Source organism: Sorangium sp. So ce281 (assembly GCF_051527395.1).
GTDB lineage: Bacteria > Myxococcota_A > Polyangia > Polyangiales > Polyangiaceae > Sorangium > Sorangium cellulosum_B.
On sequence record NZ_CP150322.1, the window covers coordinates 9,628,092 to 9,652,013 of the forward strand.

The window sequence follows — 23,922 nt, forward strand, 5'->3', positions numbered from 1 at the left end:
ACCCCCTCCGGAGCGATGCCAAGGTCGCTCCATGGCAGGGCGCGGGCATCGGGAGCCGCCGCCGTCACGGACGTGACTGCGGCGGCTCCCGATGCCCGAAGGCGCCGGTGTCGCGGACCATGACGTCGCGCGAGGCGCGGCTCCGCGGGTCGACGGCGCGCAAAGTTGACCCTGGCCACCTTCTTGCTTCCGCACCGAACCACGCGCGTGTTGTCCAATACTGCGCCGCCAAACTTCCCGCGTGCCACGACATCGATTTTTTGCACCCATCCAGCATCCACGGTCCACGGTCCGCACCCAGGTTGAGCTGCCGAGCTGCCTTCTGGCCCGCACCCAGGTTGAGCTGCCTCGTGGCCCGCACCCAGGTTGACCTCCAGGTTGACCCCTCCGAGGTTGACCCTTCCGACCCAGGTTGCCCTCTCGGCGCCGGCGCTCCCATTTCGCAGCCCGCATCGTAGCGGGTTCGTCACGCCGGGTGACGTTCCTGGCATCCGCGGCGACGACGCCGTACCCGCCTGTCAGCCCAGGAAGCTCACCAGCAGCGCCAGGGTGAAGCCGAAGAGCACGACGCTCACCACCAGCAATCCCATGGCCGCCCAGCTGGCCTGAGCGCGCGCGGGCCGTCGCGCGCGCCGCGACCTGCTTCTGTGCGCCTCCGAGGCGCGCTGCGGCGCAGCCCCTGGGGCGGGCCGCGCTGCCATGTCCGGCGCCATGAGGCCGAACGCCTTCACGGTCGCGCTCAACGTCGGTGGGAGCACCGGCGCCCGGACCGGCGGCAGCGTCAGCGGCGCCGTGCGCTGCCAGTACGACCCGGACGGCATGACCGACCCACCTTCCACCCCTCCCGAAAGCCCCGCGGCGATGCGCGACAGCTCCGCCGCGAACGCCGCTGCGTCAGGAAAACGGAGCTCCGGGCTCTTCTCCAGCGCCCTCATGATCGCGCGGTCGAGCTCCGGCGGCACCGGTCGTGGCGCGTGGCTCGACGGCGGCGCGGGGACCTCGCTCGCGTGGGCGCGCACGAGCTCGTGCACGCGCCTCACATGCTCGAACGGATCGCGACCGGCGACCAGCGTGTAGAGCACCACGCCGGCCGCATACACGTCGGTGCGCGCATCGACGGCGAGCCCGCAAGCCTGCTCGGGCGAGAGATAGCGCGGCGTACCGACGAGCACCCCCTCCTCCGTCTGATAGAGCGACGGCGCCGGCGCGCGCCCATCGCCGCGCGGAGCGACCACCTTGGCGATCCCGAAGTCGAGCACCTTCACCACGCGCCGCCCCTGCGCATCCACGTCGCACACGAAGAGGTTCTCGAGCTTCACGTCGCGGTGAACGATGCCCGCGCCGTGCGCCGCGGCGAGGCCCGCCAGCGTCTGCGTCACGAGATCGAGCGCCTCCATCGCAGGCAGCGCGCCGCGCGCCGCGAGCTCCTCGCGCATCGTCCGGCCGTAGAGCCGCTCCATGACGAGGAACGTCCTCCCCTCGGCGGTCCGCCCGAAATCGGTGACGGTCACCAGGTTCGGGTGGGCGAGCCGCGCCAGCGACTGCGCCTCGACGCGCATCCGCTCCACGAGCCGCGGCTCGCGGTTCAGGTCGCGGTGCAAGAGCTTCACCACCACCGGCTTGTCGAGGCCCACGTGCGCCGCCTCGATCACCTCGCCCATCCCCCCTCGCCCGAGCCGGCGCACGGGCCGGTACGGCGTTCCCTCCAGCAGGGTATCGCTCAGCTCAGGCGCCGCGCATCGGCAGTCTTCGTGCGAAGGCAAGGCCATCCTCTGCGGGTCGAGGTGGTGCCGCCGTCGTCACACGACGCGAGGAATCGAGATCCCCTCTCGCTCCCGGACCTCGAGCGCGCGAGCGCTCTTTTCACACGCTCACCACGGGACGCTCAAGATTTCGACAGATCCGCGCGCAGCGCATCCTGACGCATTCCCCGGTCGCGCTCCAAATTTCCACACAAAGAGACATGCACGTACGATTTCGGAGCTCGCCGCGATCACGCCCGTGATCAGGCGGCGGTGCCCGCGGCGCTCCCTGGCTCCGCGTGCTCGGGCGTGGTCGCGTGCGGCGGCGCTGCTGCCTGCTCCGCCGCGAGCGCCGCCTCGTCTTCCCGGGCGAGGAGCGCGTCCGTCTCGGCGAAGGCGGCCTCGCGTTGCGCGACCACGGCAGCGCAGCGCGCGCGGGCCGCCGCGAGCAGGCCGAGCCCGACGGCGACCCAGCCAGCTGCGGCCGTGTACCCGGCGGCGAGGACAGACCCCGCGTCGCCCTGATCGGCCTTGGAGAGCATCACGAACGCATAGAACGGCGACGGGGCCGCCACGAGGAGAGCGCTCTCGCTCGTGTCGAGCTCCGCGACGAGGCCGGCGATGGCGGCGACGATCCATGGGCCGACCGCGATCGTGAAGAGCAGCGTCAGGAGCAGCGCCCGCGTGACCAGGGGCGAGGCGATCCGCGCGCGAAGGAACGCGCCGAGCCCGACGAGGAACACGTAGACGGCGAGCGCATAGACGGCGACGTGCTGGACCTGCTGCGCATGGATCGCCGGCATCGGGACGGGCGCGCCGAGGCTCAGCCGGTGCCCGACGACCCAGAGCGCGGCGATGGCGGGGACCCCCACCGCGAGGAGGAGGTACGCCGAGCGCATCACGCCGGGGCCGAAGAAGCGACGCAGCCGGCTGGCGCGGCTCCGAGCCCAGTGAACCTCGACGCGGCGCGATGGGCCGATCGGCTCTCCGGCAAAGAGGAACACGCAGAAGATCAGAAACGAGAGCGCCGCGCACACGCCCGCGACGATCGCGGGCAGGCGATCGGAGGCGTCCACCGAGAACGCCGGCACCGCGACGGCGGCGGTCGCCACGGGCGCGCAGACCGCGAACCACGTCTTCAGCCCGGAGGAGCGGTCGTCGCTCTCGCTCGTGAGGTTCGCGACGGTCACCTGGTACAGGAACCACGCGGGCACGCCGATCGCCGCAATCGGCAGGAGGATCAGGAAGAGCACGTAATCGAGGCCGAGCGGCGCGCGCTGGTAGGCGATCGGGAGCCAGATGGGCGGCCCCTCGGGCACCTCCGGCCAGGCCAGGTGGGCCGCGTACGAGAGCCCCGAGCCACCCGCCGAGAACAGGCCGATCGACAGCGGGAATGCGAGCAGCAGCGTGACGAGGATCGCCGCGCGCAGGCTCCCCATCTTCGAGCTGATCGCCAGGCCGAAGGCCACGCTGAGCAGCGCGATCAAGAAGAGGAACAGGAAGGCGATCACCACCTCCATCGCGGCGATCCCGCCGAACAGGAACGGCAGCGCCCCGACCGGCGCGAGCATCACCACGTACATCGAGATCGCCGTGTAAGCGGCGAGGAACTTGCCTCGCGCGATCTCGCCGGGCGGGATGCCCGTCAGGAGCACCGCCTCCCAGGTGCGCCCCTCGCGCTCCGAAGCGATGCTGTTCGCGGCGACCGCCGGCCCGACCAGCGCCACCACGAAGTACGCGAGCGAGAAGAAGACCTGGAACAGGATCACGCCCGTCTTCGCGGGCGCGATTTCCTTCGCCGCGATGCCGCCGATGGCCGTCACGAGCAGCGCCATCAGCACGGCCAGCACGAGCAGGATGATCGGCGTGCGGGCGAGGCGCGCCGCCTGCTTGAGCTCGCGGATCCAGATCGGGTTCGGCTCGCGCAGGACGTGCCCCACGCGATGCCGCGCCCGATCGACGAGCCGCCGCGACGCCGGACCGGCGGGCGGCGATGTGCCAGTCTGCACGCTCACTGCACCTCTCCTTGCGTGACCTCCAGGAAGATCCTCTCGAGCTCATTGCGCTCCGGCTCGACGCCGATCACGCCGACGCCGCTGCGCACGAGGTGCTGCACGATCTCGGCGATCTTCACGTCGGTGCCCACGTAACCGACGTGCACGGCTCCGGCGACGATGTCGACGTCGGTGATCCCCGGCCCGCCCCTGACCAGGAAGGCCGCTGCCTCGGGATCGCCGAGGACCCGCACCTTGACCTTGCGCCGGGAGATCTGCGAGAGCGCCGGATAGGCCGCCTGCCCCGCGCTCGCCGGCGCAGCGGCGTGCGGCGCGTGCTGGCCGTATCCGGGCGGCGGACCGCCGGCCTGCGAGCGATCGGCGGAGGCCGGATCCACGGGCGCGCCGTCGGGCGTGGCCGCCTCGGGTCCGTGGCGCGGCGGCGCGTGCCCGTGCGCCTGCGCCCCGTACGCGCCCGACGCGGCGCCGTGGCGCGGCGGCGCGTGCCCGTGCGCCTGCGCCGCGCGCACCGCCTCGAGGCGCGCGGCGATCTCCCCGATCGGCCCGGCGACGACGAGGCGGCCCTTCTCGAGGATGCCGATCGACGTGCACACGTCGGAGAGCTCCGTGAGGATGTGCGACGAGAGGAAGATCGTCTTCCCCAGGCTCCGGAGCTCGAGCAAGAGATCGCGGATCTCGATGCGCGCGCGCGGATCGAGATCGCTCGCCGGCTCGTCCAGGATGAGGACCTTCGGATCGTGCAGCAGGATCCTCCCGAGCTGGAGGCGCTGCTTCATCCCCTTCGACATCGTGGCGACGATCCGGTCCTGGATCTTGCCGAGGTCGGTCAGCTCCAGGACGGCGTCGACCACGTCGAGCGACGGCACCCGGAAGGCGTCCGCGAAGAACTCGAGGTACTCGCGCACCGTGATCCTGTCGTAGACGCCGGCGTGATCCGGCATGTACCCGATGCTGCGGCGGACAGCCGCGGGGTCGATCGTCACGTCGACGCCGTCGATCTCGACCCGCCCCGCCATGGGCTCGAGCAGGGTCGCCATGACCCGGATCGTCGTCGTCTTGCCCGCGCCGTTCGGCCCGATGAAGCCGAAGATCTCGCCGGGGCCCACGTCGAAGGTGACGTCCTTCAGCACGTCGAGCGCGCCGAAGCGGTGCGAGAGGTGCCGGACGCGGATCGTCGGCCGAGGCCGCTCGATCTGCGCCGCGGCCGTGGAGGGCGGAGCGCCGCCGAGCGCCGCGCTCACGGCCGGCCTCCGTAGCCCACGACCCGCACGAGCACGCGATCGCTGTCGATCCGCAACCCGGAGTCGCTCGCGCGCCCCTCGCCGCCGTCGAGCTGGCCGAACAGCACGGGCACGCCGGCCGGGAACCAGTCGACCGATCCGCCCGCCGCCTCCTCGATCGCCAGCCACGCGGCGCCCAGCCCCGGCGCGTCGGGCTCGAGGAGCGGAGCCAGCAGCCTCCCGCCGAGGTCGTGGACGTCCATGCCGCCGACCCGCCGCCCGAAGCCCGCGTGCGAGAGCCAGCCCTGCCCCTCGCTCCGCGCCGCGAGATCGACCCCCGCGCGCGACGAGACCCTCTCTCCGTCGCCGATGCGGGCGAAGTAGCGGGCCGCGCCCTCCGGTAGCCACAGGACGCCGGCCCGGAGGTCGCGGCCGCTCCGGTTGCTCACCACGACGTCGCCGCTCGGATCGGCGACGAGCGCGATGCCGTCCCCGAGCGACGCGGCCCCGTCCTCACGCACGATCACCGTCTGCCAGGGGAGCGCCGCGACCTTCGTCAGCCGCGCCCCGTCGCGATCCACGAGCAGCCGGTCGCGCCGCTCCGAGAGCTCGGCGGCCACCGCCGTGCTGATCACGCCGCTCGGGTCGGTCGTGCGGACCGTGAGCTCCTCCGCGCTGGCGACGAAGAAGCCCCGGAACCGGCGCACCGCCCCCTTCGTCATGCCGGCCCCCGCCTCGATCAGCGTGAGGTGGCGCGCCCGGCCGCGCACCCCCTTCGCGAGCAGGCCCACGCCGACGATCACCGCGAACGTCACCGCAGAGAGCACCGGCAGGTGCCAGAGCGCGCGGAGCGGCCTCCCCTGCCGCGCGGCGCGCGAGAAATTGATCGGACCGGCGAGCACCGCGTAAATGCAGAGCAGCAGCGCGGAGACCCCGATCGCCCAGCGGGAGCTCTCGTTCGGATCGAGCTCCCGCCGCACCGGATCGAGGTCGACGCCCATCGCATCCTCCCCCGGGCGGAAGGCGACCGTGGAGCGACGGTCGTAGGCTCGGCGAGCGAGATCGGCCACCCGGATCTTCACCCACGGGTCGCTGGCCGCGGGCGAGCGCGTGGGGTCGAACGCGAGCAGGTGCACCTCGCCGAGGCCGTAGAACGCCGAGCTGCCATACGCGCTCCCGCGCAGGTTGCCGCCCGACCAGCCGCAGAGCGACTCGGCCACCGCGGGGGTCGCGCTCGGCGCGGGCAGGAGCACGTTGCCCTGCTTGCCAAAGCCGCTGGAGCCGCCGGGCGGCGCGATCTCCGCGAGGGTGGGCGGCGCGATGGCCGCCCTCGCGACCTCGCCGCCGACGAACGCCGCGAGCGTCGGGTGCCGCAGATCCTCGGGGCGGGCGACGGACAGCGCCAGCGTGCCGCCGGAGAGGACGAAGCCGGCGAGCGCCTCGAGCTCGGAGCCGCCCAGCCTGGACAGCGTGTCGGTGCGCATGAGCACGGCGTCCGCCGCGTTGTACAGGGCCGCACGGTCGGGCAGCAGCGGGTCGCCGGTCGCGCTGTCGAAGCGAGGCTGCCCGACCCAGAGGACAGGGCTCGGCGTCCCCCCGGGCGCGCGGCTGGTCGATATGTACAGCGGCGCGATCGGCGCGTCGTGGAGGCCCCCGCGGAGCAGCGACCTCTCGCTGACGTCGAAGAGCACCACCGCGTGCTGCGAGGTCGACGGGAGCCCCTGCGACGACACCTGCGCTCCGCCCTCATCGAGCGCCCGCACCTGCACGTCGCCGAAAGGCGACACGTGCACCGGCACGCGCACGTCGACCGACGCGCCAGCCCCGACGGCGTACGGCGCCGACGCGACGAAGACGCGGTCATCGGAGTAGCGCTTCGACTCGACCTCGACCTCGCCCCTGGCCGCCCGGCCGCCGTTGTTCTGGACGCGCACGACGACCTGGTTCCAGCCCCAGGGCATCCCGCCGCTCGTCCCGAGCACAGGCGCCACGTCGACGACGAGCGCCGCCGCGGTCGACAGGGGCGGCGCCTGCCCGGACGCGGGCCCCGCCGAGAAGAGCGCCACGAGCCACGCCGCCCCCGCAAGGCCCTTCGCGCCTCTCCTCAGCGACCCGCTCCGGATCGCCTGCCCCCGCGGCTCCTCCACGCGCCTCATCGCCGGATCGCCTGCGCCACGGGCTCGGGGCGCGCCTCGATCGCGGAGAGGAGCGCCGCGATCACCTGATCGGTCGTGATCCCCTCCGCCTCGCCCTCGAAGGACCGGATCATCCGGTGGCGGAGCACCGGCTTCGCGACCCGCTGCACGTCGGCGAAGGCGACGTGCGCCCTTCCCTGGAGCAGCGCCGCGGCCTTCGCGGCCAGCACCAGCGACTGCGCGCCGCGCACGCCGGCGCCGAACCGGAGCGACCTCCGCACGATCTCGGGCGCCCCCTCGGCGGCCGGATCGCTCGCCCGGGTGAGCCGCGACGCGTACCGCATGACGGGCTCGGCGACCGCGATGTCGCGGCAGAGCGACCGCAGCGAGAGCACGTCGTCGCGGGTGAGCACCCGCGGCGGCGGCCCGCGATCGTGGCCCGTGGTCCGGGCGAGGATCTCGGTCATTTCATCCTCGGTCGGGCTCGGCACGAGCACCTTGAGCAGGAACCGATCGAGCTGCGCCTCCGGCAGCGGGTAGGTCCCTTCCATCTCGATCGGGTTCTCGGTCGCCAGCACGAAGAACGGCTCCTCCATCGCGTACCGCGTGCCCGCGATGGTGCACGCGTGCTCCTGCATGGCCTCGAGCAGCGCGCTCTGCGTCTTCGGCGTCGCCCGGTTGATCTCGTCGGCCAGGATCACCTGCCCGAAGATCGGCCCCTTGTGCAGCGAGAAGTGGCGCGAGCCGTCCGCCGCCGCGACGAGCACGTTCGTGCCGGTCACGTCGCTCGGCATGAGATCCGGGGTGAACTGGATGCGCGAGAAAGCGAGATCCAGGCAGCCGGCGATGGTCCTGACGAGGAGCGTCTTGCCCAGCCCGGGCGCCCCCTCGAGGAGGACGTGCCCTCCCGCGAGGATCCCCCACAGCGTCTGCTCGATGACGTCGTCCTGCCCGACCACGGCCTGCCCGATCGCGTCTCGCAGCCGCGTGCTCGTCCGCTGGGCGAGCTCGAGCCTCGCCTCGAAGGACGCAGGGGCCGTGCCCTGACCGCCGTCAATACCCGCGCCTGATTCCGCCGCCATCTGGTCGCCCTCGGCCGACGACGATAGCCGGCCGCGCCCCGCGCGTCGATCGGACCTCGCCATGCTATGTCTTGCGAAGGAGGATGCTTATGTTGACCTGTCGCCGTGGGCTCGCTTCGCTTTGCCTTGCCGCGCGCAGCGGCGCGGCGCTCACCGTGGCGCTGTCGCTCGGCGCGAGCGCCTGTACCGCGGTCGTCGGCGAGCATGAGGTGGAGACCAAGTTCCTCGTGAAGCCCACCTCGCAGTCGACCTTCTCCGGATGGAGCGAGCTCTCCGTCTCGGAGGACCCGAGCTCCGTCGACAGGGCCGAGCTCATGTACATCCGGCTGGAAGCACGCGACGACAACGTGCCTGACCTCACCTTCCTCAAGAGCGTCTCCGCCTCGGCCGTCGTCGACGGCAAGTCGACCGTCGTCGCCAAGAAGGCGCCGATGCCTGCCGGGGAGCGCATCGTCCCGCTCGATCGGGTCTATCACGACGACATCCGGCCCTTCTTCTACAAGGACGACGAAAGCGGCGATTACACGGTGCACGTCGACTGGGAAGGCAAGGTCGATCTGACGAAGACGATCCCGCCCGAAGGGGTGTGGATGAAGGTCCTCGTCGCCGTCCGCATCGAGTGATCAGGCCAAGGCCGCGAGGCCGGCGGCGCCGCAGGCGCCCAGGAAGGCGGAGTGCTTCTGCGGGGAAGGCGACCCGATGTGCGGCTGCCTTCCCTGGCGGTTCAGCGGGGCACGGCCGCGCGAGCGCAACCGACGAGCTCCTTGAAGAGCGGCGAGGTGACGTACCGCTCCCCGCCGTCGGGGAGGATCACCACGATCCTCTTTCCCTGCATCTCGTCGCGCGCCGCGATCGACAGCGCCGCCGCCATCGCCGCCCCGCCGGAGATGCCGACGAGGATGCCCTCGGTCTTGGCGAGCCGGCGCGCGGCGTCGAACGACTCGTCCTCGGACACGGGCACCACCTCGTCGATGAGCTCGCGCCGGAGGATCTTCGGGACGAAGCCCGCGCCGATGCCCTGGATCAGGTGCGCGCCCACGCGGCCGCCGCTCAGCACGGCCGCGTTCCTGGGCTCGACCGCGATCATCTTCACGCCCGGCTTCTTCTGCTTGAGCACCTCGCCCACGCCGGTGATCGTCCCGCCGGTCCCCACGCCGGCGACCACGACGTCGACCGTCCCGTCCGTGTCCTCCCAGATCTCGCGCGCGGTCGTCACGCGGTGCGCGGCGGGGTTCGCCGGGTTCTCGAACTGCTGGAGCATCACCGCGCCGGGCGTCTCTTCCACGATCTGGCGCGCCCGCGCGACGGCCTGCACCATGAGCGACCCGGGCGTCAGCAGCACCTCGACCCCGAACGCCCGGAGCAGCGCGATCCGCTCCGGGCTCATCGACTCGGGCATCGTGAGGATCAGCCGGTAGCCCTTGGCCGCGGCGATCATCGCCAGCGCGAGGCCCGTGTTGCCGCTCGTCGGCTCGACGAGGACGCTCCCGGCCTTCAGCTTGCCCTGCCGCTCCGCGTCCTCGACCATCGCGAGGCCGATGCGATCCTTGACGCTGCCGCCGGGGTTCCGGCTCTCGACCTTGCCGATCAACTCGGCGCGCAGACCCTTGCCCGCAGAGCTCAGGCGGACGAGGGGGGTGCGCCCGATCGTCGCCGCGATGTCGTCGAAGATTGAAGCCACGTGCCGCCTCCCGTGGTGGCCGTTGGCCGGACGGGAGCGCCGGCCAGCGGGCTAGATGGAGTAATCTTGCACGAAGATCTTGGCGTCTCGGAGATTTACCAGCACCCTGTCCCCCTCGGACAGGCCGAGCTCGGCGACGCGATCCTTGGTCAGCTCGACGGAGAGCGGCTGGCCGTCGGAGAGGCGGAGCTCTGCCTTGACCATCCACCCGACCCGCGACAGCCGCTCGACGCGCGCGACGCTGGCGTCGTCGGCGTCAGGCGTCTTCGAGGAGTCGATCCGGGTGTGGACCTCGATGTCGTGCGGACGTACGAAGGCGTGCACGCTCGCGCCGTCGCCGGTCCCGGGGGGAGCGTGCACCGCGAGGGTCCCGAGCGCCGCCTGGCCGTCGCGCACCTCCCCCTTGAGCACGTTGATCGACCCGACGAAGCTCGCGACGAACTCGGTCGCCGGACGATCGTAGATCTCCTCCGGGGTGCCGATCTGCTCGACCCGCCCCTTGTGCAGCACGATGACCCGATCGGCGAGGTCCATCGCCTCTTCCTGGTCGTGGGTCACGAAGACGCTCGTGATCCCTCGCTCCTTGTGGAGCCTCCGGATCCACTCGCGCAGCTCGAGGCGGACCTTGGCGTCGAGCGCCCCGAACGGCTCGTCGAGCAGGAGCAGCGACGAGCCTGGCGCGAGCGCGCGCGCCAGCGCGACGCGCTGCCGCTGGCCGCCGGAGAGCTCGTGCGGGAGCCTGCCGCCGAGCCCGTCGAGCTGCACGAGGCTGAGGAGCTCGTCGACGGTGGCCGCGATCTCCTTCCGTGGCCGCTTCCGGATGCTGAGGCCGAAGCCGATGTTGTCGCGCACGCTCATGTGCCTGAACAGCGCGTAGTTCTGGAAGACGAAGCCGATGTTCCGGTCCTGGACGCGGGTGGTGGTCGCGTTCTTGCCGTTCAGGATGACCTCGCCGGAGTCGGGGCTCTCGAGCCCGGCGATGATGCGCAGGACGGTGCTCTTGCCACCTCCGCTCGGCCCGAGGAGCGCGACCAGCGCGCCGCTCTCGATCTCGAACGAGACGTCATCGACCACCTTGTTCGGACCGAACCGCTTCGTGAGCCGCTCGACAACAATTCCCATAAGCAACAGCTAGCCTTCCGACCCGTCTCGACCGCGCCTCGGACAGAAAAGCGAGGGGCCCGAGCGCGCACCAGCGTCGCCCGCCGGGCGGGTAGGCGCAACCAGATTCAGAAATACACATCGGAAAGGTGGGCGTATTTGCAAGAAGCGTGGGGGGTGCTGTTGCAAGAAGGCTGACAGAGGGCAGGAAGCGCGGAGCCCGTGCTCAGGCCGTCCCCCTCCCGGGTCGGTCGGTCCTCAACCTCGGTCGGTCCTCAACCTCGGTCGGTCCTCAACCTCGGTCGGTCAGTCCTCAACCTCGGTCGGTCAGTCCTCAACCTCGGTCGGTCCTCAACCTCGGTCGGTCCTCAACCTCGGTCGGTCCTCAACCTCGGTCGGTCCCGGTCCCGGACCCCCAACCCCGGTCGGTCCCTGCTTGCTCGGTTCCCGAACCCCCAAGCGAGCTCAGCGGCGCGGCGGGCTGCTGCCCGACTCAACGGACGGCCCGAGGTGCTAGCATCGCCGCGCCGCGACGCGGCAGGCCCGGGACCGGAGGCCGCGGCGCGGCTGGACGAGGACGCGAGGCCGCGACGCGGCAGGACCAGGACGGAAGGCGGATGCGTTGTCTGGTGACGGGGGTGGCCGGATTCATCGGCTCCCACCTGGCGGAGCGGCTGATCGAGCTCGGACACGAGGTGCTCGGGGTAGACCGCTTCACCGACTACTACGCCCGCGAGCTCAAGGAGGGGAACCTTGCACGGCTGCGCGGCGAACCGCGCTTCTCGCTCTCGACGGCCGACCTCGCGACAGACGATCTCCGCCCGCTGCTCTCGGACCGCGAGGTCGTCTTCCACCAGGCAGCGCAGGCGGGCGTGCGCCCGAGCTGGGGACAGAGCTTCGAAATCTACCTGCGCGACAACGTGCTCGCAACGCAGCGGCTGCTGGAGGCAGCCAGGGCGCACGGCCAGGTGCGCAAGCTCGTCTATGCCTCGTCCTCCTCCGTCTACGGCGACCCCTCCGGCAACACGGGCGATATGCCCATGCACGAATCCAGCCGGACCGCCCCCCACTCGCCCTATGGGGTGACGAAGCTCGCCGCCGAGCAGCTCTGCGAGCTGTATCGGCTCAACTTCGGCCTGCCCACGATCTCGCTCCGGTACTTCACGGTGTACGGCCCCAGGCAGCGCCCCGACATGGCGTTTCACCGGTTCATCGCCGCCGTGCTGAAGGGCGAGCCGGTCCGCGTGTACGGCGACGGCGAGCAGACGCGCGATTTCACGTACGTGAGCGACGCGGTGCAGGCCAACGTCGACGCCATGGAAGGCGGCGCGGTCGGCGTGTTCAACATCGGCGGCGGCTCGCGGGTGAGCCTCAACGACGCGCTCGGGCTGCTGGGGGAGCTCGCAGGCCCCGTGCGCGTCGAGCGGGGAGAGCCGCAGCCCGGCGACGTCCGGCGCACCTGGGCGGACACCGCGGCGGCGCAGGCGGCGCTCCGGTACGTGCCCCGGGTGCCCCTGCGCGAGGGGCTCGCGGCGCAGGTCGCCTGGCAAACGAGGCGGCTCGGACTCTGCCGGTGACGGGCGCGCCGCGCCCTCACGCGCCGGCGCCGCCTCCGCAAGGGACGAGCTCGACCACGCGCGCCGCCGGCACGCGCGCGCTCACGATCTCGTCCGCGAGGTTGACCCAGCCCACGCAGCGATCGAGGACGACGCTGTCGGACGAGATCACGCCCGCCGCCCCCGCGAGGAGGCGGTCGGGGTCAGGGACGAGCGTCGCCTCGATCGAGAGGGGCGCGCCCCCGAGCCGCTCCAGGATCCGCGCGCGCAGCCGCCCGGAGCTGGGGATGGCCGCGTCGAGGAGGAAGCGCGCGCGCGCCGCGCCGGCGCCGGACAGCGCGTCGCCGATCCGATCGATGGCTGCGTCGGTCTCCGCGATCGGCGCGTAGCTGCCGCGCAGCCCCGCGAGATCGCGCAGCGCCCCCTCCGGCCCGCGCACGAGCAGCCCGCCCGCGAGCGCCACCTCCAGGGTGATGATCAGGTTGAAGCCGTCGATGTTCACCTCCGCGCCCTGGAGCGACGAGGACGGGGCGCAGCGCGCGAGGCGCGACGCCCGCTGCGCGTCCGAGCACGCGGCCCGCTGCAGCGCGAGGCGCTGGCGTGCGGCCAGCTGGTGGTGGTCGCCGGCGGTCCGGATCGCCGTGCGCAGCGGATAGCCGCGGCCGAGGAGCCACGTCACCTCCTCGAAGGCCACGCGCAGCGTCCGGACGGCATCGGGGCCGAACAGCCGTTCATCGTCCGGGTGTCCGCCGCGCGGCGCGCCGCTGTGCTCACCCGGCACTCTTGTCTCCTGATTTCGTCACCTCGGCACTTCGTTGCTCTCCTGGACGGGCGCCCTTGCATCGCGCCCGTCGATCATTCGCGCTCGTCTTCGGGCAGCGGGAGCTTGAGCCCGATGCCGGAGGGCGGCGTGAGCTCCTCCACAGGTTCCCCGCGCGCGGCTCGCTCTGCTCTGCACTCCGGGCAACACAGCTCCGGATCCCAGTCGACGTCCTCGATCCCCAGCTTCCGCAGCCACGCGAGCTCCCACATCAGTCTTGGGCTGACGTGAATCACGTTGTCCGAACGACGCGTGCCGTTCCCGTTGAACCGCCGACGCTTGGCCACGAGCGCTCCTCTTCGAATGAGGGCACTCATTCTGCCGCCGACGAAACCACTCGCCAAGCGCTATATCGCCGACGCCCGAGATCGCGCGCTTACGCGCGGCTGCGTAAAATTCTCATGTTCTTGGTGCGCCCGTGACGGGAGGCAGCAGCGCGTCATCACCGCGCACCTCACCTGCTCCCGAGGCGCGCCAGCACGCACGTCACGTTGTCCGGACCGCCATACGCCCAGCCACCAGGCGTCCGGCCAGGGATCCCGGAGGGAGAGATCTTCTCACCCACGGCGCCCTACTCCCGGGAGCGTCGTGTTCAGGGGAGAGCGCTCTGCTTCCTCCCAATCGGACGCGCTGGCCGCGCTCGTCCCCCCTTCGTCGGGCTGCAGCGGGAAGCTCGTCAGGGGGGCAGCGCGATGGGCAAGCTCTTCCCCCGTGGCGGCCCGGACAGGGCGCGGTGGCCGGAGCTGCGGCAGGGGAGGCGGCGGGAGCTTCGCCCGCGGGCTACCGGCCGCGAGCTCGGGAGACGCCACCACGGGCGGAGGCGTGTCGAGCGCGCGGGGAGGGATCGGCGGCGACGCCGAGCTCTCACGCTTGGTGACGGGCTCGCCGACCCGGAACACCACGGTCTCCTCCGCATCCGTCCGGCGGTCGTCGTGCAGCCGCCACAGGCGCTCCCAGTACCGCGCCGGCGTGCCGGTGAAGGTCTCCAGCTGCCGCGCGAGGCCGGGCGTCATGGGCAGGTCGCTCCTCAGCAGCCGCTCCACCTCCCTCGGTTCCAACCCCGTGCACTCGGCCAGCTTCCTCCTCCACGAAGGCGTCGTCGCGCAGAACGACTCGAGGACCCTTCCCGGCCAGGGCCAGGGGACGGGGCGCCCTCGGGCGTCTCTCCGCTCGGCGAGCGCCGCATCGACGTGACAGTCCAGGAGGCGCCGGTAGCGGTCCCGCTCCCCCGATGCCTGCTCCTTCGCATCGGTGAGAGCCGCCTCCTCTTCATCACGCGCCTGCTCGCGCGCCTCACGAACCCCCCGCTCGCGTCCCAGCGATTCGCGCGCGGTGACCGCGAAGCCGATCGCGACGCACGCGATCATCGCGAGCCCGAGCGGCGAGACGAGCCACATTGCACCCAGCATGTCTTCCATGTTCCCTCCTGAACCGTGAGCCTTCTTGTCCGGTGCACCGCGGAGCCCGGCCTTGTGCTGCCCGACCCGAGGCGTCCCCTCGAGTCAGCCGTTCGTCGCGCCTGCCACAGCGCGCCGTCTCGCCCCGCCTCCCAGGCGTGCGAGCACGCACGTCACGTTGTCCGGGCCGCCGGCCTCGTTGGCGAGGTCGATGAGCAGCTCCGCCGCGAAGCTCAGGTCCCGGTGCGCCCCGAGGATCCCCTCGATGCGCCGCTCGGGCACCGGGCCCCAGAGGCCGTCCGAGCAGACGAGGAACACGTCGCCCGGCTGCGTCGGCTCCACGCGCGACTCGATCTCCACGCTCTTGTCGCACCCGAGCGCGCGTGTCACCGCATCAGCCCGGCCGCTCAGCGCCTCCAGCGCTGCAAGCGCGGCGTCCCCCTCGCTCAGCAGCTCCTCCAGCAGCGTGTGATCCCGCGTCAGCCGCTCCAGCTTGCCGCCGCGCATCCGGTACACACGCGAGTCGCCCACGTGCGCGATGTACGCCATCCCTGCTCCGAGCAGCACGCCCGCGAACGTCGTCGCCATGCCGCGCACCTCCTCTTTCTTCTGGCTCGCCTCGTAGATCGCCCGGTTCGCGCGCCGCACGCTCATCACCAGCCGCACCTCGTCCCGGTCGTGCGGACGCCCCGTGCCGTACGGCCACGTCTCCTCGAGATCCTCGTCCACCTCGAAGCAGCCCTTGACGACCTCGATGGCCATGCGGGACGCGACCTCGCCGGCCGCGTTGCCGCCCAGGCCGTCGGCCACCATGAACAGCCCCAGGCACGGCAGCGCCGCGAAGCTGTCCTCGTTGTGACTGCGCCGCCGGCCCACGTCCGACTGCGCTGCCGCCTCGATGGCGAGCGTTGGATACACGATCGTCCTCCTCGCGCGCTCGTCTTCGGGACGAGCCGAGCCATGGCGCGCCGCAGACGGCGGCGCGCGTTCTTCTGCACCCGACGAAGCCGCGCCGCGCGCGGCTTCGCTACGTCGTTACCTCAGCGCAGCCGCAGCGCTGCCAGCACCACGCCGCACAAGACCCCCAGCACGAAGAGCACCGTGCCGACGAGCGCCAGGCGCGACCTGCGCTGGTCGGCCTCACCCGTCACAGGCACCGCGCTCACCCACACGTCGTCGTCCGCCTGCGTTGCCTCGCGCTCCTCGGCGGCCCACTTCTCCACCCAACCGGCCAGCTGCACGAGCGTCGCCTCCAGCCGGGCGTCCTCGATCCCGTGCGCTGCCATCGCCCGTCGCGCCTCCACCTGCGCGATGCGCTTCTTCTCCGCCTCCGGCGTCATCGCGCACCACACCGGATCGGTCCACCGGCCGACGGAGGCTTCCCGGGTGTTGGGCGAGACGCTCGTGTCCTTCGGCGTTCTCATCGCGCTCATCTTCACAGATCAGCCGCGACCACGCACGCAGGTAAGCGAGCTCCGCGTCCTCCAAGCGACCCGCCACGTGCGCCTTCCGCCCGTCCTCGAAGTCGCGCACCGCGCGCTCACGCTCGCTCTCCGCGTTCGGCCCCGGCGTCGCTCGCTCCTCGTCTCCGCGGGCGCTCGTCGTCGCCGCCGTGCTCGCGAGCAACAACGACATCGCCAACCACCCCGCCTGCAGCTCTCGCCTCACCGTCGCTCCCTCTGCCACCCAACGTCCGCCTTCCACCTGCTCGCCCCGCGCTCGGCCTCGCGCCGCGCGCACACGTCCGTCCTTCGTCGCGCCTACCTCAGCGCGCCGTCTCCACGTCGTCTTCTCCGCCCTGCTTCGTGACGCTGCCGCAGCGCACGCTCCGCCGCAGCAGCCGCAGCGCTCACGACCTCACGTCAGAACGCCTGCACCTCGGCCTTCACGCCCGCCGCTCCCTCGCCCTCCGCAGTCGCTCCAGGACCGCCGGCGCCCGCCTCGCCCAGCTCCACCGTCGCTCCTTCCACAGCCGGCGCCGCGCCCTTGTACGCGATCCCCAGCGCGTGACCGCCTCGACCGCCGCCACCGGGACCGCCGGCGCCTCCCTTGCCGCCGACGCCCCCGGCGCACGCGTCGTGCAGCATCGTCGCGCCTTCAGCTTTCGTGCCTCCAACGCCGCCCGCCCCACCATCGCCGCCTTCCTGCCCGGCTCCACCCTTCCCGCCCGCTCCGCCGCGCCCCGTCTTCAGCGTTACCTGATCGAAGCTCAGCTCCGCGTTCAGGCTGATCAACGCGATGCTCGCTCCGCCTGCACCACCGCCTCGACCACCAGCGCCACCACAGCCGCCCGCACCACCTGAGCCGCCGCTCGCTCCGCCCGCCGACGCTTCGCTCGGGCACTTGTCTGCGCCCGCGCCGCCCTTCGATCCTCCGCCTCCGCCTCCGCCTTGCGCGGTGCCGCCCTTCGCGCCATCGCCGCCGGAGGTGCCCGTGAAACCGCTGGCGCTGATGTCACCCAGACCGGTCGCGCCCGCACCAGGGCCGCCCTCGGGGCCGCTCTCGCCTGCAATCCCGTCGGTGCAGACCGTGCTTCCTTCCTCACCCATGCCACCGTTCAGCGTCGCGCCCGGCGTGCCTTTAGTCCCGGAACCGCCGGTGCCCGCTTGGCCGATGCCGCCGGCACCACTGAGCGAATCGTCGCTCTCCTCCTCCGGCGTGCCGCAGTCGTTCTTCACTTCTCCGCCCGGAACGACGAGGGCTGCCGAGCAGGCCGCGTTGCCGCTGTTGCCCTCGGCTCCACCCAGCGCGCTCGTCTCGTACGCAGCTCCCCCGGCTCCCGCAGCCGCATCCCCCGCCTCCAGCACGCACCGCGCGAACTCCACGTTCGCCTCGTCCGCCAGCGCCGCGATCGACGACGCTCCCGCTAGCTCCTCAGCGGCAGGTTCGATCCCCCTCGCTTGCACGTGCACGTCTTCCATGCGCACGGTCGCCTCTGCTCCCCCGCCGCGCATCACCAGCGGGATCTCTCCAGCCCCCGCCGTCACCACCGTCTTGCGCTGCTCGCCGACCCAACCCCACCCGCTCGCGCAGTCCAGGCCCCCGTAGATCGTCACGCTCCCCGTGACCTCCACGGCTTCCTCGAACGTCTCCGCGCACGCGTACACCCGCCGCGTTCCGTTCTGCTCGGCCAGCGCCAGCGCCGCGGCGAGCGTCTTCACCGGCGCTTCCTTCGTCGCGGCGTTCTCGTCGCTCCCAGACGTCGACACGAACACACCGCACCCGTCGTCCACCGCGCTCGCGTTCTCGCTCGGCACGCAGCCGACAGGCGGGCCGCCATCCTGCTTCAGCCCGTCGTGATGCTCGCACGTGAGCATGAACTCGCAGTCGTCGGTCACGTTGATCCACCAGCCGTCACAGCCGGAGGCGATGAGCAGAAGACCCACACCCCCTCGCCTCCACCAGCGCCCCTGGCTCGTCATGTGGTCGTCACTCCCCAGGCTCACCATGTGGCCTCAATAGAAATGCTCGCGCCGCCAGCTTGCAGCGAGGTGGACGCTCGCACACCCATGGCAGCAGTATGGCTGCGCGGCCAGACCGCGATGGCCAGCGCGGCAAGGGCAAAGGTGCCTGACGCTGCGTACGCCAAGATGGCGCCGTTGCCGAAATCTTCAGTGCGGGATCCTAAGCGTCCGATGTCCCCACACCGTTCGGCGAAGGCGCCCGTTGCATGAAGGCATCCAGGCTTATCTCTCAAGATCGCAGCGCGCTGCGCGTGCGCATCCGCGCTCGCGTTTTTCGACGCCACCGTCATGCCCACGCCCACTCCGAGCCCCACGACGCTCGCCGCCCCCAGCGCGATCACCGGCACCCAGCCCCGCTCCTCCACCCTCGTCCCAACTGCAGGCGCCTTCGTCTTCGCGCCCCCCGTCCCCGGCGCGCTCGTCGCTCGCGGCCCCGCCGCTCCCGGCCCCGCCGCTCCCGGCCCCGCCGCTCCCGGCCCCGTCGTCTCCGGCGCCTTCGCCTCCACCGGCTTCATCGTCACCGGCACCGTCTCCGTCACCCCCGCCGCCGCCACCACCCGCATCACCTCGTCCTCGTACCCCGCCCGCCGGATCACCAGGTTGTGCTCGCCCGGGTCCACGTAGATCTCGTGCTTCGCCTCCTCCGCCGGCACACGCTCCCCGTCCACGAGCACCTCCGCGTCGGCGACGTTCTTCACACGCACCCGCACCGTCCCCACCTGCGCCTTCGCCGACTCCAGCAGCGCCGCCATCCGCGCAACACGCTCCGCCTCCACCTCAGGACCCACCGTCCTCATCCCATACGCAAGGTGCTTCGCCGCTGACGCAGGCTTGTTCAGCAACAGCTGCACCTGCCCAAGGTTCGCCGCGATGTCGAACGACTTCAGCCGAGACCACGCTCGCAGGTAAGCGAGCTCCGCCTCCTCCAGCCGGCCCTCCATGTGCGCCCGGCGCCCTGCCTCGAAGTCACGCACCGCCCGCTCACGCTCACTCTCCGCGTTCGGCCCCGCCATCGCTCCCTCCTCGTCTCCGCGGGCGCTCGTCGTCGCCGCCGTGCTCGCGAGCAACAACGACATCGCCAACCACCCCGCCTGCAGCTCTCGCCTCACCGTCGCTCCCTCTGCAACCCAACGTCCGCCTTCCACCTGCTCGCCCCGCGCTCGGCCTCGCGCCGCGCGCACACGTCCGCCCTTCGTCGCGCCAACCACGGCGCGCCGTCTCCACGTCGTCTTCTCCGCCCTGCTTCGTGACGCTGCGGCGGCGCACGCTCCGCCGCAGCAGCCGCAGCGCTCACGACCTCACGTCAGAACGCCTGCACCTCGGCCTTCACGCCCGCCGCTCCCTCGCCCTCCGCAGTCGCTCCAGGACCGCCGGCGCCCGCCTCGCCAAGCTCCACCGTCGCTCCTTCCACAGCCGGCGCCGCGCCCTTGTACGCGATCCCCAGCGTGTGACCGCCCAGCCCGCCGCCGCCGGGGCCACCTTGGCCGCCTTTGCCCCCGGCTCCTCCGGCGCACGCGTTCTTGAGCGCCGTCGCTCCCTCGGGCTTCGTGCCTCCGGGGCCGCCCGCCCCACCATCGCCGCCTTCCTGCCCGGCTCCACCCTTGCCGCCCGCTCCGCCGCGCCCCGTCTTCAGCGTTACCTGATCGAAGCTCAGCGTCGCGTTCACGCTGATCAACGCGATGCTCGAGCCGCCGGCGCTGCCGCCTCGCCCACCGACTCCACCGCAACCGCCCGCGCCTCCAGAGCCGCCGCTCGCGCCGCCGGCCGACTCGGCCGACATGCATTTACCTTCGCCCGCTCCGCCCTTCGCTCCGCCGCCTCCGCCCCCGCCTTGCGCAGTGCCGCCCTTGGTGCCGTCGCGGCCGGCGGCGCCCGAGAAGCCGCTGGCGCTGATCTCGCCCAGCCCCGTCGCGCCCGTGCCGGAGCCGCCCTCGGGGCCGCTCTCGCCTGCAATCCCGTCGGTGCAGACCGTGCTTCCTTCCTCACCCATGCCACCGTTCAGCGTCGCGCCCGGCGTGCCTTTAGTCCCGGAACCGCCCGGGTTCTCCTGCCCGATGCCCCCGGCACCACCAGACGAATCATCGCTCTCGTCCTCCGGCGTGCCGCAGTCGTTCGTCACCGACAGACCGCCGAGGGATGCCGCCGCCGAGCACGCCTCGCCTCCGCTGTTGCCCTCGGCTCCACCCAGCGCGCTCGTCTCGTACGCGGCGCCCTCTGCCCCCGCAGCCGCATCCCCCGCCTCCAGCACGCACCGCGCTAGCTCCACGTTCGCCTCGTCCGCCAGCGCAGCGATCGACGACGCTCCCGCTAGCTCCTCAGCGGCAGGTTCGATCCCCCTCGCCTGCACGTGCACGTCCTCCACCCGCACCTTCGCCTCGGCTCCGCCGCCGCGCACCACCAGCGGGATCTCTCCAGCCCTCGCCGTCAGCACCGTCTTGCGCTGCTCCCCGGTCCAGCCCCACCCGCTCGCGCAGTCCAGGCCCCCGTAGATCGTCACGCTCCCCGTGACCTCCACCGACTCCTCGAACGTCTCCGCGCACGCGTACACCCGCCGCGTTCCGTTCGCTTCCGCCAGCGCCAGCGCCGCACCCAGCGTCTTCACCGGCGCTTCCTTCGTCGCGGCGTTCTCGTCGGCGCCCGACGACGATACGAACACGCCGCACTCGTCGTCCACCGCGCCGGCGACGTTCTCGCTCGGTACACAGCCCGTGGGCGTTTCCATGTCGTTCCACAGCCCGCGGAAGTGCTCACAGGTCATGAGAAATTCGCAGTCCTCGGTCGTGTTGGGCCATGCCACGTCGCAACCACAAAGGATTACTGCGAACGCCAAAACCCCACGAGTCGAGCGGCTTCTTCGCATTCTCATCGCAACCTCTCGCGAGCGCTTCACCAGGCACCTCGCACGACGATCCCAGCACGGCCCGGACTCAGCTCGGCAGATGCGTGCATCCTGCGGGACGTCGCAGTCCGTGCACGCGGCCAGAGTGCATAGGTCACCGCACCGATCGCCAGGGCACCGGAGGCCACATATGCGACAGTCGCCGCACGGGTGCGTGTTTCGTGGCGCGACGCGCTGTCGCGAAGCCCCGAGCATAGATTGCTGTACTCGCCGGGGACACCTACGCAACCGCCGCCAGCCTGACGCAGCATCGCTTGCTGCCTGTCTCCATCCGCGCTCGCCGCGTTCGCCGCCACCGTGAACCCCACCCCCACGCCGAGCCCCACCGCGCTCGCCGCCCCCAGCGCGATCACCGACACCCAGCTCCGCGGCTCCTCCACCCTCGTCCCAACCGCCGGCGCCTTCGCCGCCGTCGTCTCCGCCGCCTTCAGTGCCTTCGGCTTCAGCTCCGGCATCACCGTCTCCGTGATCCCCGGCGCCGCGATCAGCCGCACCACCTCGTCCTCGTAGCCCGCGTGCCGGATCACCAGCTCGTGCGGGCCCGGGTCCACGTAGATCTCGTGCTTCGCCTCCTCCGCCGGCACACGCTCCCCGTCCACGAGCACCTCCGCGTCGGCGACGTTCTTCACACGCACCCGCACCGTCCCCACCTGCGCCTTCGCCGACTCCAGCAGCGCCGCCATCCGCGCAACACGCTCCGCCTCCACCTCAGGACCCACCGTCCTCATCCCATACGCAAGGTGCTTCGCCGCTGACGCAGGCTTGTTCAGCAACAGCTGCACCTGCCCAAGGTTCGCCGCGATGTCGAACGACTTCAGCCGAGACCACGCTCGCAGGTAAGCGAGCTCCGCCTCCTCCAAGCGCCCCTCCACGTGCGCCTTCCGCCCTTCCTCGAAGTCACGCACCGCGCGGTCACGCTCACCCTCTGCACTCGACCTCGGTAGCGCTCGTTCCTCTCCGCGGACGCTGCTCGTCGCCGCCGTGCTCCCGAGCAGCACCGACATCGCAAGCCACCCCGCATGCAGCTCTCGCCTCACCGTCGCTCCCTCGTCCGCGCAAGATCCACCGTCCACCTGCTCGCTCCTCGCGCCTCGTCGCGCTCGGCCTCGCCCCGCGCGCACACGTCCGCCGTCCGTCGCGCCTGCTCCAGCGCGACGTCTCGCCCTTCATCCTCGTCGTCTCGCTCGGCGCGGCGGCGGCGTCCTCTTCGCCGCGGCCACCGCACCGAGCCGCGTCACCTCAGAACGCCTGCACCTCGGCCTTCACGCCCGCCGCTCCCTCGCCCTCCGCAGTCGCTCCAGGACCGCCGGCGCCCGCCTCGCCAAGCTCCACCGTCGCTCCTTCCACAGCCGGCGCCGCGCCCTTGTACGCGATCCCCAGCGTGTGACCGCCCAGCCCGCCGCCGCCGGGGCCACCTTGGCCGCCTTTGCCCCCGGCTCCTCCGGCGCACGCGTTCTTGAGCGCCGTCGCTCCCTCGGGCTTCGTGCCTCCGGGGCCGCCCGCCCCACCATCGCCGCCTTCCTGCCCGGCTCCACCCTTGCCGCCCGCTCCGCCGCGCCCCGTCTTCAGCGTTACCTGATCGAAGCTCAGCGTCGCGTTCACGCTGATCAACGCGATGCTCGAGCCGCCGGCGCTGCCGCCTCGCCCACCGACTCCACCGCAACCGCCCGCGCCTCCAGAGCCGCCGCTCGCGCCGCCGGCCGACTCGGCCGACATGCATTTACCTTCGCCCGCTCCGCCCTTCGCTCCGCCGCCTCCGCCCCCGCCTTGCGCAGTGCCGCCCTTGGTGCCGTCGCGGCCGGCGGCGCCCGAGAAGCCGCTGGCGCTGATCTCGCCCAGCCCCGTCGCGCCCGTGCCGGAGCCGCCCTCGGGGCCGCTCTCGCCTGCAATCCCGTCGGTGCAGACCGTGCTTCCTTCCTCACCCATGCCACCGTTCAGCGTCGCGCCCGGCGTGCCTTTAGTCCCGGAACCGCCCGGGTTCTCCTGCCCGATGCCCCCGGCACCACCAGACGAATCATCGCTCTCGTCCTCCGGCGTGCCGCAGTCGTTCGTCACCGACAGACCGCCGAGGGATGCCGCCGCCGAGCACGCCTCGCCTCCGCTGTTGCCCTCGGCTCCACCCAGCGCGCTCGTCTCGTACGCGGCGCCCTCTGCCCCCGCAGCCGCATCCCCCGCCTCCAGCACGCACCGCGCTAGCTCCACGTTCGCCTCGTCCGCCAGCGCAGCGATCGACGACGCTCCCGCTAGCTCCTCAGCGGCAGGTTCGATCCCCCTCGCCTGCACGTGCACGTCCTCCACCCGCACCTTCGCCTCGGCTCCGCCGCCGCGCACCACCAGCGGGATCTCTCCAGCCCTCGCCGTCAGCACCGTCTTGCGCTGCTCCCCGGTCCAGCCCCACCCGCTCGCGCAGTCCAGGCCCCCGTAGATCGTCACGCTCCCCGTGACCTCCACCGACTCCTCGAACGTCTCCGCGCACGCGTACACCCGCCGCGTTCCGTTCGCTTCCGCCAGCGCCAGCGCCGCACCCAGCGTCTTCACCGGCGCTTCCTTCGTCGCGGCGTTCTCGTCGGCGCCCGACGACGATACGAATACCCCACACTCGTCGTCCACCACTCCAGTGGCGGTCTCGCTCGGCACGCACGCCGAAGGCGTCTCGATGATCCTCCAGCGCCCCCGGTACTCCTCACACATCAGCGTGAAGGAGCAGTCCTCCTCCAGGTTGCTCCACACGGCATCGCAACCGCCCACGCAGATAGCGAGCCCCAACGCACCGAGCAGCCAGCGGCTTCGTCGTACTCTCATCGCTTCCT

At 71.9% G+C, this 23,922-nt stretch carries 19 protein-coding genes; 2 read left to right on the plus strand and 17 right to left on the minus strand.

Annotated elements, in window-relative coordinates; genetic code table 11:
- Window positions 1-518 precede the first annotated feature (518 nt).
- From WMF27_RS36600 to WMF27_RS36620, 5 genes are all read right to left on the minus strand, one after another.
- On the minus strand, window positions 519-1,769 hold the full coding sequence (locus WMF27_RS36600) for a serine/threonine-protein kinase (protein ID WP_437764246.1): 1,251 nt from the start codon (window positions 1,767-1,769) through the stop codon (window positions 519-521).
- 236 nt (window positions 1,770-2,005) lie between these two features.
- Window positions 2,006-3,757 carry an ABC transporter permease gene (locus WMF27_RS36605; protein ID WP_437764245.1) on the minus strand — a complete coding sequence of 584 codons (1,752 nt, stop codon included), beginning with the start codon at window positions 3,755-3,757 and terminating at the stop codon, window positions 2,006-2,008.
- Window positions 3,754-4,998: an ABC transporter ATP-binding protein gene (locus tag WMF27_RS36610; protein ID WP_437764244.1), complete on the minus strand. Its 1,245-nt coding sequence runs from the start codon at window positions 4,996-4,998 to the stop codon at window positions 3,754-3,756. Before WMF27_RS36610 ends, WMF27_RS36605 begins: the two co-directional genes overlap by 4 nt.
- On the minus strand, window positions 4,995-7,133 hold the full coding sequence (locus tag WMF27_RS36615) for a hypothetical protein (RefSeq protein WP_437764243.1): 2,139 nt from the start codon (window positions 7,131-7,133) through the stop codon (window positions 4,995-4,997). Before WMF27_RS36615 ends, WMF27_RS36610 begins: the two co-directional genes overlap by 4 nt.
- Window positions 7,130-8,194: an AAA family ATPase gene (locus WMF27_RS36620; RefSeq protein ID WP_437764242.1), complete on the minus strand. Its 1,065-nt coding sequence runs from the start codon at window positions 8,192-8,194 to the stop codon at window positions 7,130-7,132. Before WMF27_RS36620 ends, WMF27_RS36615 begins: the two co-directional genes overlap by 4 nt.
- An 89-nt stretch (window positions 8,195-8,283) precedes the next feature.
- Between WMF27_RS36620 and WMF27_RS36625 the strand changes: the two genes are divergently transcribed.
- On the plus strand, window positions 8,284-8,817 hold the full coding sequence (locus WMF27_RS36625; RefSeq protein WP_437764241.1) for a hypothetical protein: 534 nt from the start codon (window positions 8,284-8,286) through the stop codon (window positions 8,815-8,817).
- A gap of 101 nt (window positions 8,818-8,918) precedes the next feature.
- Here WMF27_RS36625 and cysK read toward each other — a convergent pair whose 3' ends face one another.
- Together cysK and WMF27_RS36635 are read right to left on the minus strand one after the other, a co-directional pair.
- Entirely contained in the window at window positions 8,919-9,875 is a 957-nt protein-coding gene (gene cysK / locus WMF27_RS36630) for a cysteine synthase A (protein WP_437764240.1), read from the minus strand.
- A gap of 51 nt (window positions 9,876-9,926) precedes the next feature.
- Complete coding sequence (locus WMF27_RS36635; RefSeq protein ID WP_437764239.1) at window positions 9,927-10,997, minus strand: sulfate/molybdate ABC transporter ATP-binding protein; 1,071 nt, start codon at window positions 10,995-10,997, stop codon at window positions 9,927-9,929.
- A gap of 596 nt (window positions 10,998-11,593) precedes the next feature.
- Between WMF27_RS36635 and WMF27_RS36640 the strand changes: the two genes are divergently transcribed.
- On the plus strand, window positions 11,594-12,553 hold the full coding sequence (locus tag WMF27_RS36640; protein WP_437764238.1) for an NAD-dependent epimerase/dehydratase family protein: 960 nt from the start codon (window positions 11,594-11,596) through the stop codon (window positions 12,551-12,553).
- 16 nt (window positions 12,554-12,569) lie between these two features.
- Here WMF27_RS36640 and WMF27_RS36645 read toward each other — a convergent pair whose 3' ends face one another.
- From WMF27_RS36645 to WMF27_RS36690, 10 genes are all read right to left on the minus strand, one after another.
- The gene (locus WMF27_RS36645) at window positions 12,570-13,313 is read right to left on the minus strand and encodes a DUF434 domain-containing protein (RefSeq protein ID WP_437764237.1); all 744 of its coding nucleotides are present in this window, start codon (window positions 13,311-13,313) and stop codon (window positions 12,570-12,572) included.
- A gap of 74 nt (window positions 13,314-13,387) precedes the next feature.
- Window positions 13,388-13,639, minus strand: coding sequence for a hypothetical protein (locus WMF27_RS36650; RefSeq protein ID WP_437764236.1), 252 nt, complete (start codon window positions 13,637-13,639; stop codon window positions 13,388-13,390).
- Between the two features lie 270 nt (window positions 13,640-13,909).
- Window positions 13,910-14,770, minus strand: a complete 861-nt coding sequence (locus WMF27_RS36655) for a helix-turn-helix transcriptional regulator (protein WP_437764235.1) — start codon at window positions 14,768-14,770, stop codon at window positions 13,910-13,912.
- An 84-nt stretch (window positions 14,771-14,854) separates the two neighbouring features.
- Complete coding sequence (locus WMF27_RS36660) at window positions 14,855-15,667, minus strand: PP2C family protein-serine/threonine phosphatase (protein WP_437764234.1); 813 nt, start codon at window positions 15,665-15,667, stop codon at window positions 14,855-14,857.
- A gap of 122 nt (window positions 15,668-15,789) precedes the next feature.
- Complete coding sequence (locus WMF27_RS36665; protein WP_437764233.1) at window positions 15,790-16,173, minus strand: hypothetical protein; 384 nt, start codon at window positions 16,171-16,173, stop codon at window positions 15,790-15,792.
- 438 nt (window positions 16,174-16,611) lie between these two features.
- Complete coding sequence (locus WMF27_RS36670; protein WP_437764232.1) at window positions 16,612-18,135, minus strand: PGRS family protein; 1,524 nt, start codon at window positions 18,133-18,135, stop codon at window positions 16,612-16,614.
- A gap of 56 nt (window positions 18,136-18,191) precedes the next feature.
- Window positions 18,192-19,289 carry a hypothetical protein gene (locus WMF27_RS36675; RefSeq protein WP_437943341.1) on the minus strand — a complete coding sequence of 366 codons (1,098 nt, stop codon included), beginning with the start codon at window positions 19,287-19,289 and terminating at the stop codon, window positions 18,192-18,194.
- Window positions 19,290-19,516: 227 nt separating this feature from the next.
- The gene (locus WMF27_RS36680) at window positions 19,517-20,971 is read right to left on the minus strand and encodes a PGRS family protein (RefSeq protein WP_437764230.1); all 1,455 of its coding nucleotides are present in this window, start codon (window positions 20,969-20,971) and stop codon (window positions 19,517-19,519) included.
- A 128-nt stretch (window positions 20,972-21,099) separates the two neighbouring features.
- Window positions 21,100-22,017, minus strand: a complete 918-nt coding sequence (locus WMF27_RS36685; protein ID WP_437764229.1) for a hypothetical protein — start codon at window positions 22,015-22,017, stop codon at window positions 21,100-21,102.
- A 334-nt stretch (window positions 22,018-22,351) separates the two neighbouring features.
- Entirely contained in the window at window positions 22,352-23,914 is a 1,563-nt protein-coding gene (locus tag WMF27_RS36690; RefSeq protein ID WP_437764228.1) for a PGRS family protein, read from the minus strand.
- Window positions 23,915-23,922: the final 8 nt, after the last annotated feature.

Excerpts from the sequence above, each read along its gene's own strand:
- WMF27_RS36600 (WP_437764246.1), bottom strand. The coding sequence starts at position 1,769 with ATGGCCTTGCCTTCGCACGAAGACTGCCGATGCGCGGCGCCTGAGCTG.
- WMF27_RS36615 (WP_437764243.1), bottom strand. The coding sequence starts at position 7,133 with ATGAGGCGCGTGGAGGAGCCGCGGGGGCAGGCGATCCGGAGCGGGTCG.
- WMF27_RS36620 (WP_437764242.1), bottom strand. The coding sequence starts at position 8,194 with ATGGCGGCGGAATCAGGCGCGGGTATTGACGGCGGTCAGGGCACGGCC.
- WMF27_RS36625 (WP_437764241.1), top strand. The coding sequence starts at position 8,284 with ATGTTGACCTGTCGCCGTGGGCTCGCTTCGCTTTGCCTTGCCGCGCGC.
- WMF27_RS36635 (WP_437764239.1), bottom strand. The coding sequence starts at position 10,997 with ATGGGAATTGTTGTCGAGCGGCTCACGAAGCGGTTCGGTCCGAACAAG.
- WMF27_RS36640 (WP_437764238.1), top strand. The coding sequence starts at position 11,594 with ATGCGTTGTCTGGTGACGGGGGTGGCCGGATTCATCGGCTCCCACCTG.
- WMF27_RS36655 (WP_437764235.1), bottom strand. The coding sequence starts at position 14,770 with ATGGAAGACATGCTGGGTGCAATGTGGCTCGTCTCGCCGCTCGGGCTC.
- WMF27_RS36665 (WP_437764233.1), bottom strand. The coding sequence starts at position 16,173 with ATGAGAACGCCGAAGGACACGAGCGTCTCGCCCAACACCCGGGAAGCC.
- WMF27_RS36675 (WP_437943341.1), bottom strand. The coding sequence starts at position 19,289 with ATGTCGTTGTTGCTCGCGAGCACGGCGGCGACGACGAGCGCCCGCGGA.
- WMF27_RS36680 (WP_437764230.1), bottom strand. The coding sequence starts at position 20,971 with ATGACCTGTGAGCACTTCCGCGGGCTGTGGAACGACATGGAAACGCCC.
- WMF27_RS36690 (WP_437764228.1), bottom strand. The coding sequence starts at position 23,914 with ATGAGAGTACGACGAAGCCGCTGGCTGCTCGGTGCGTTGGGGCTCGCT.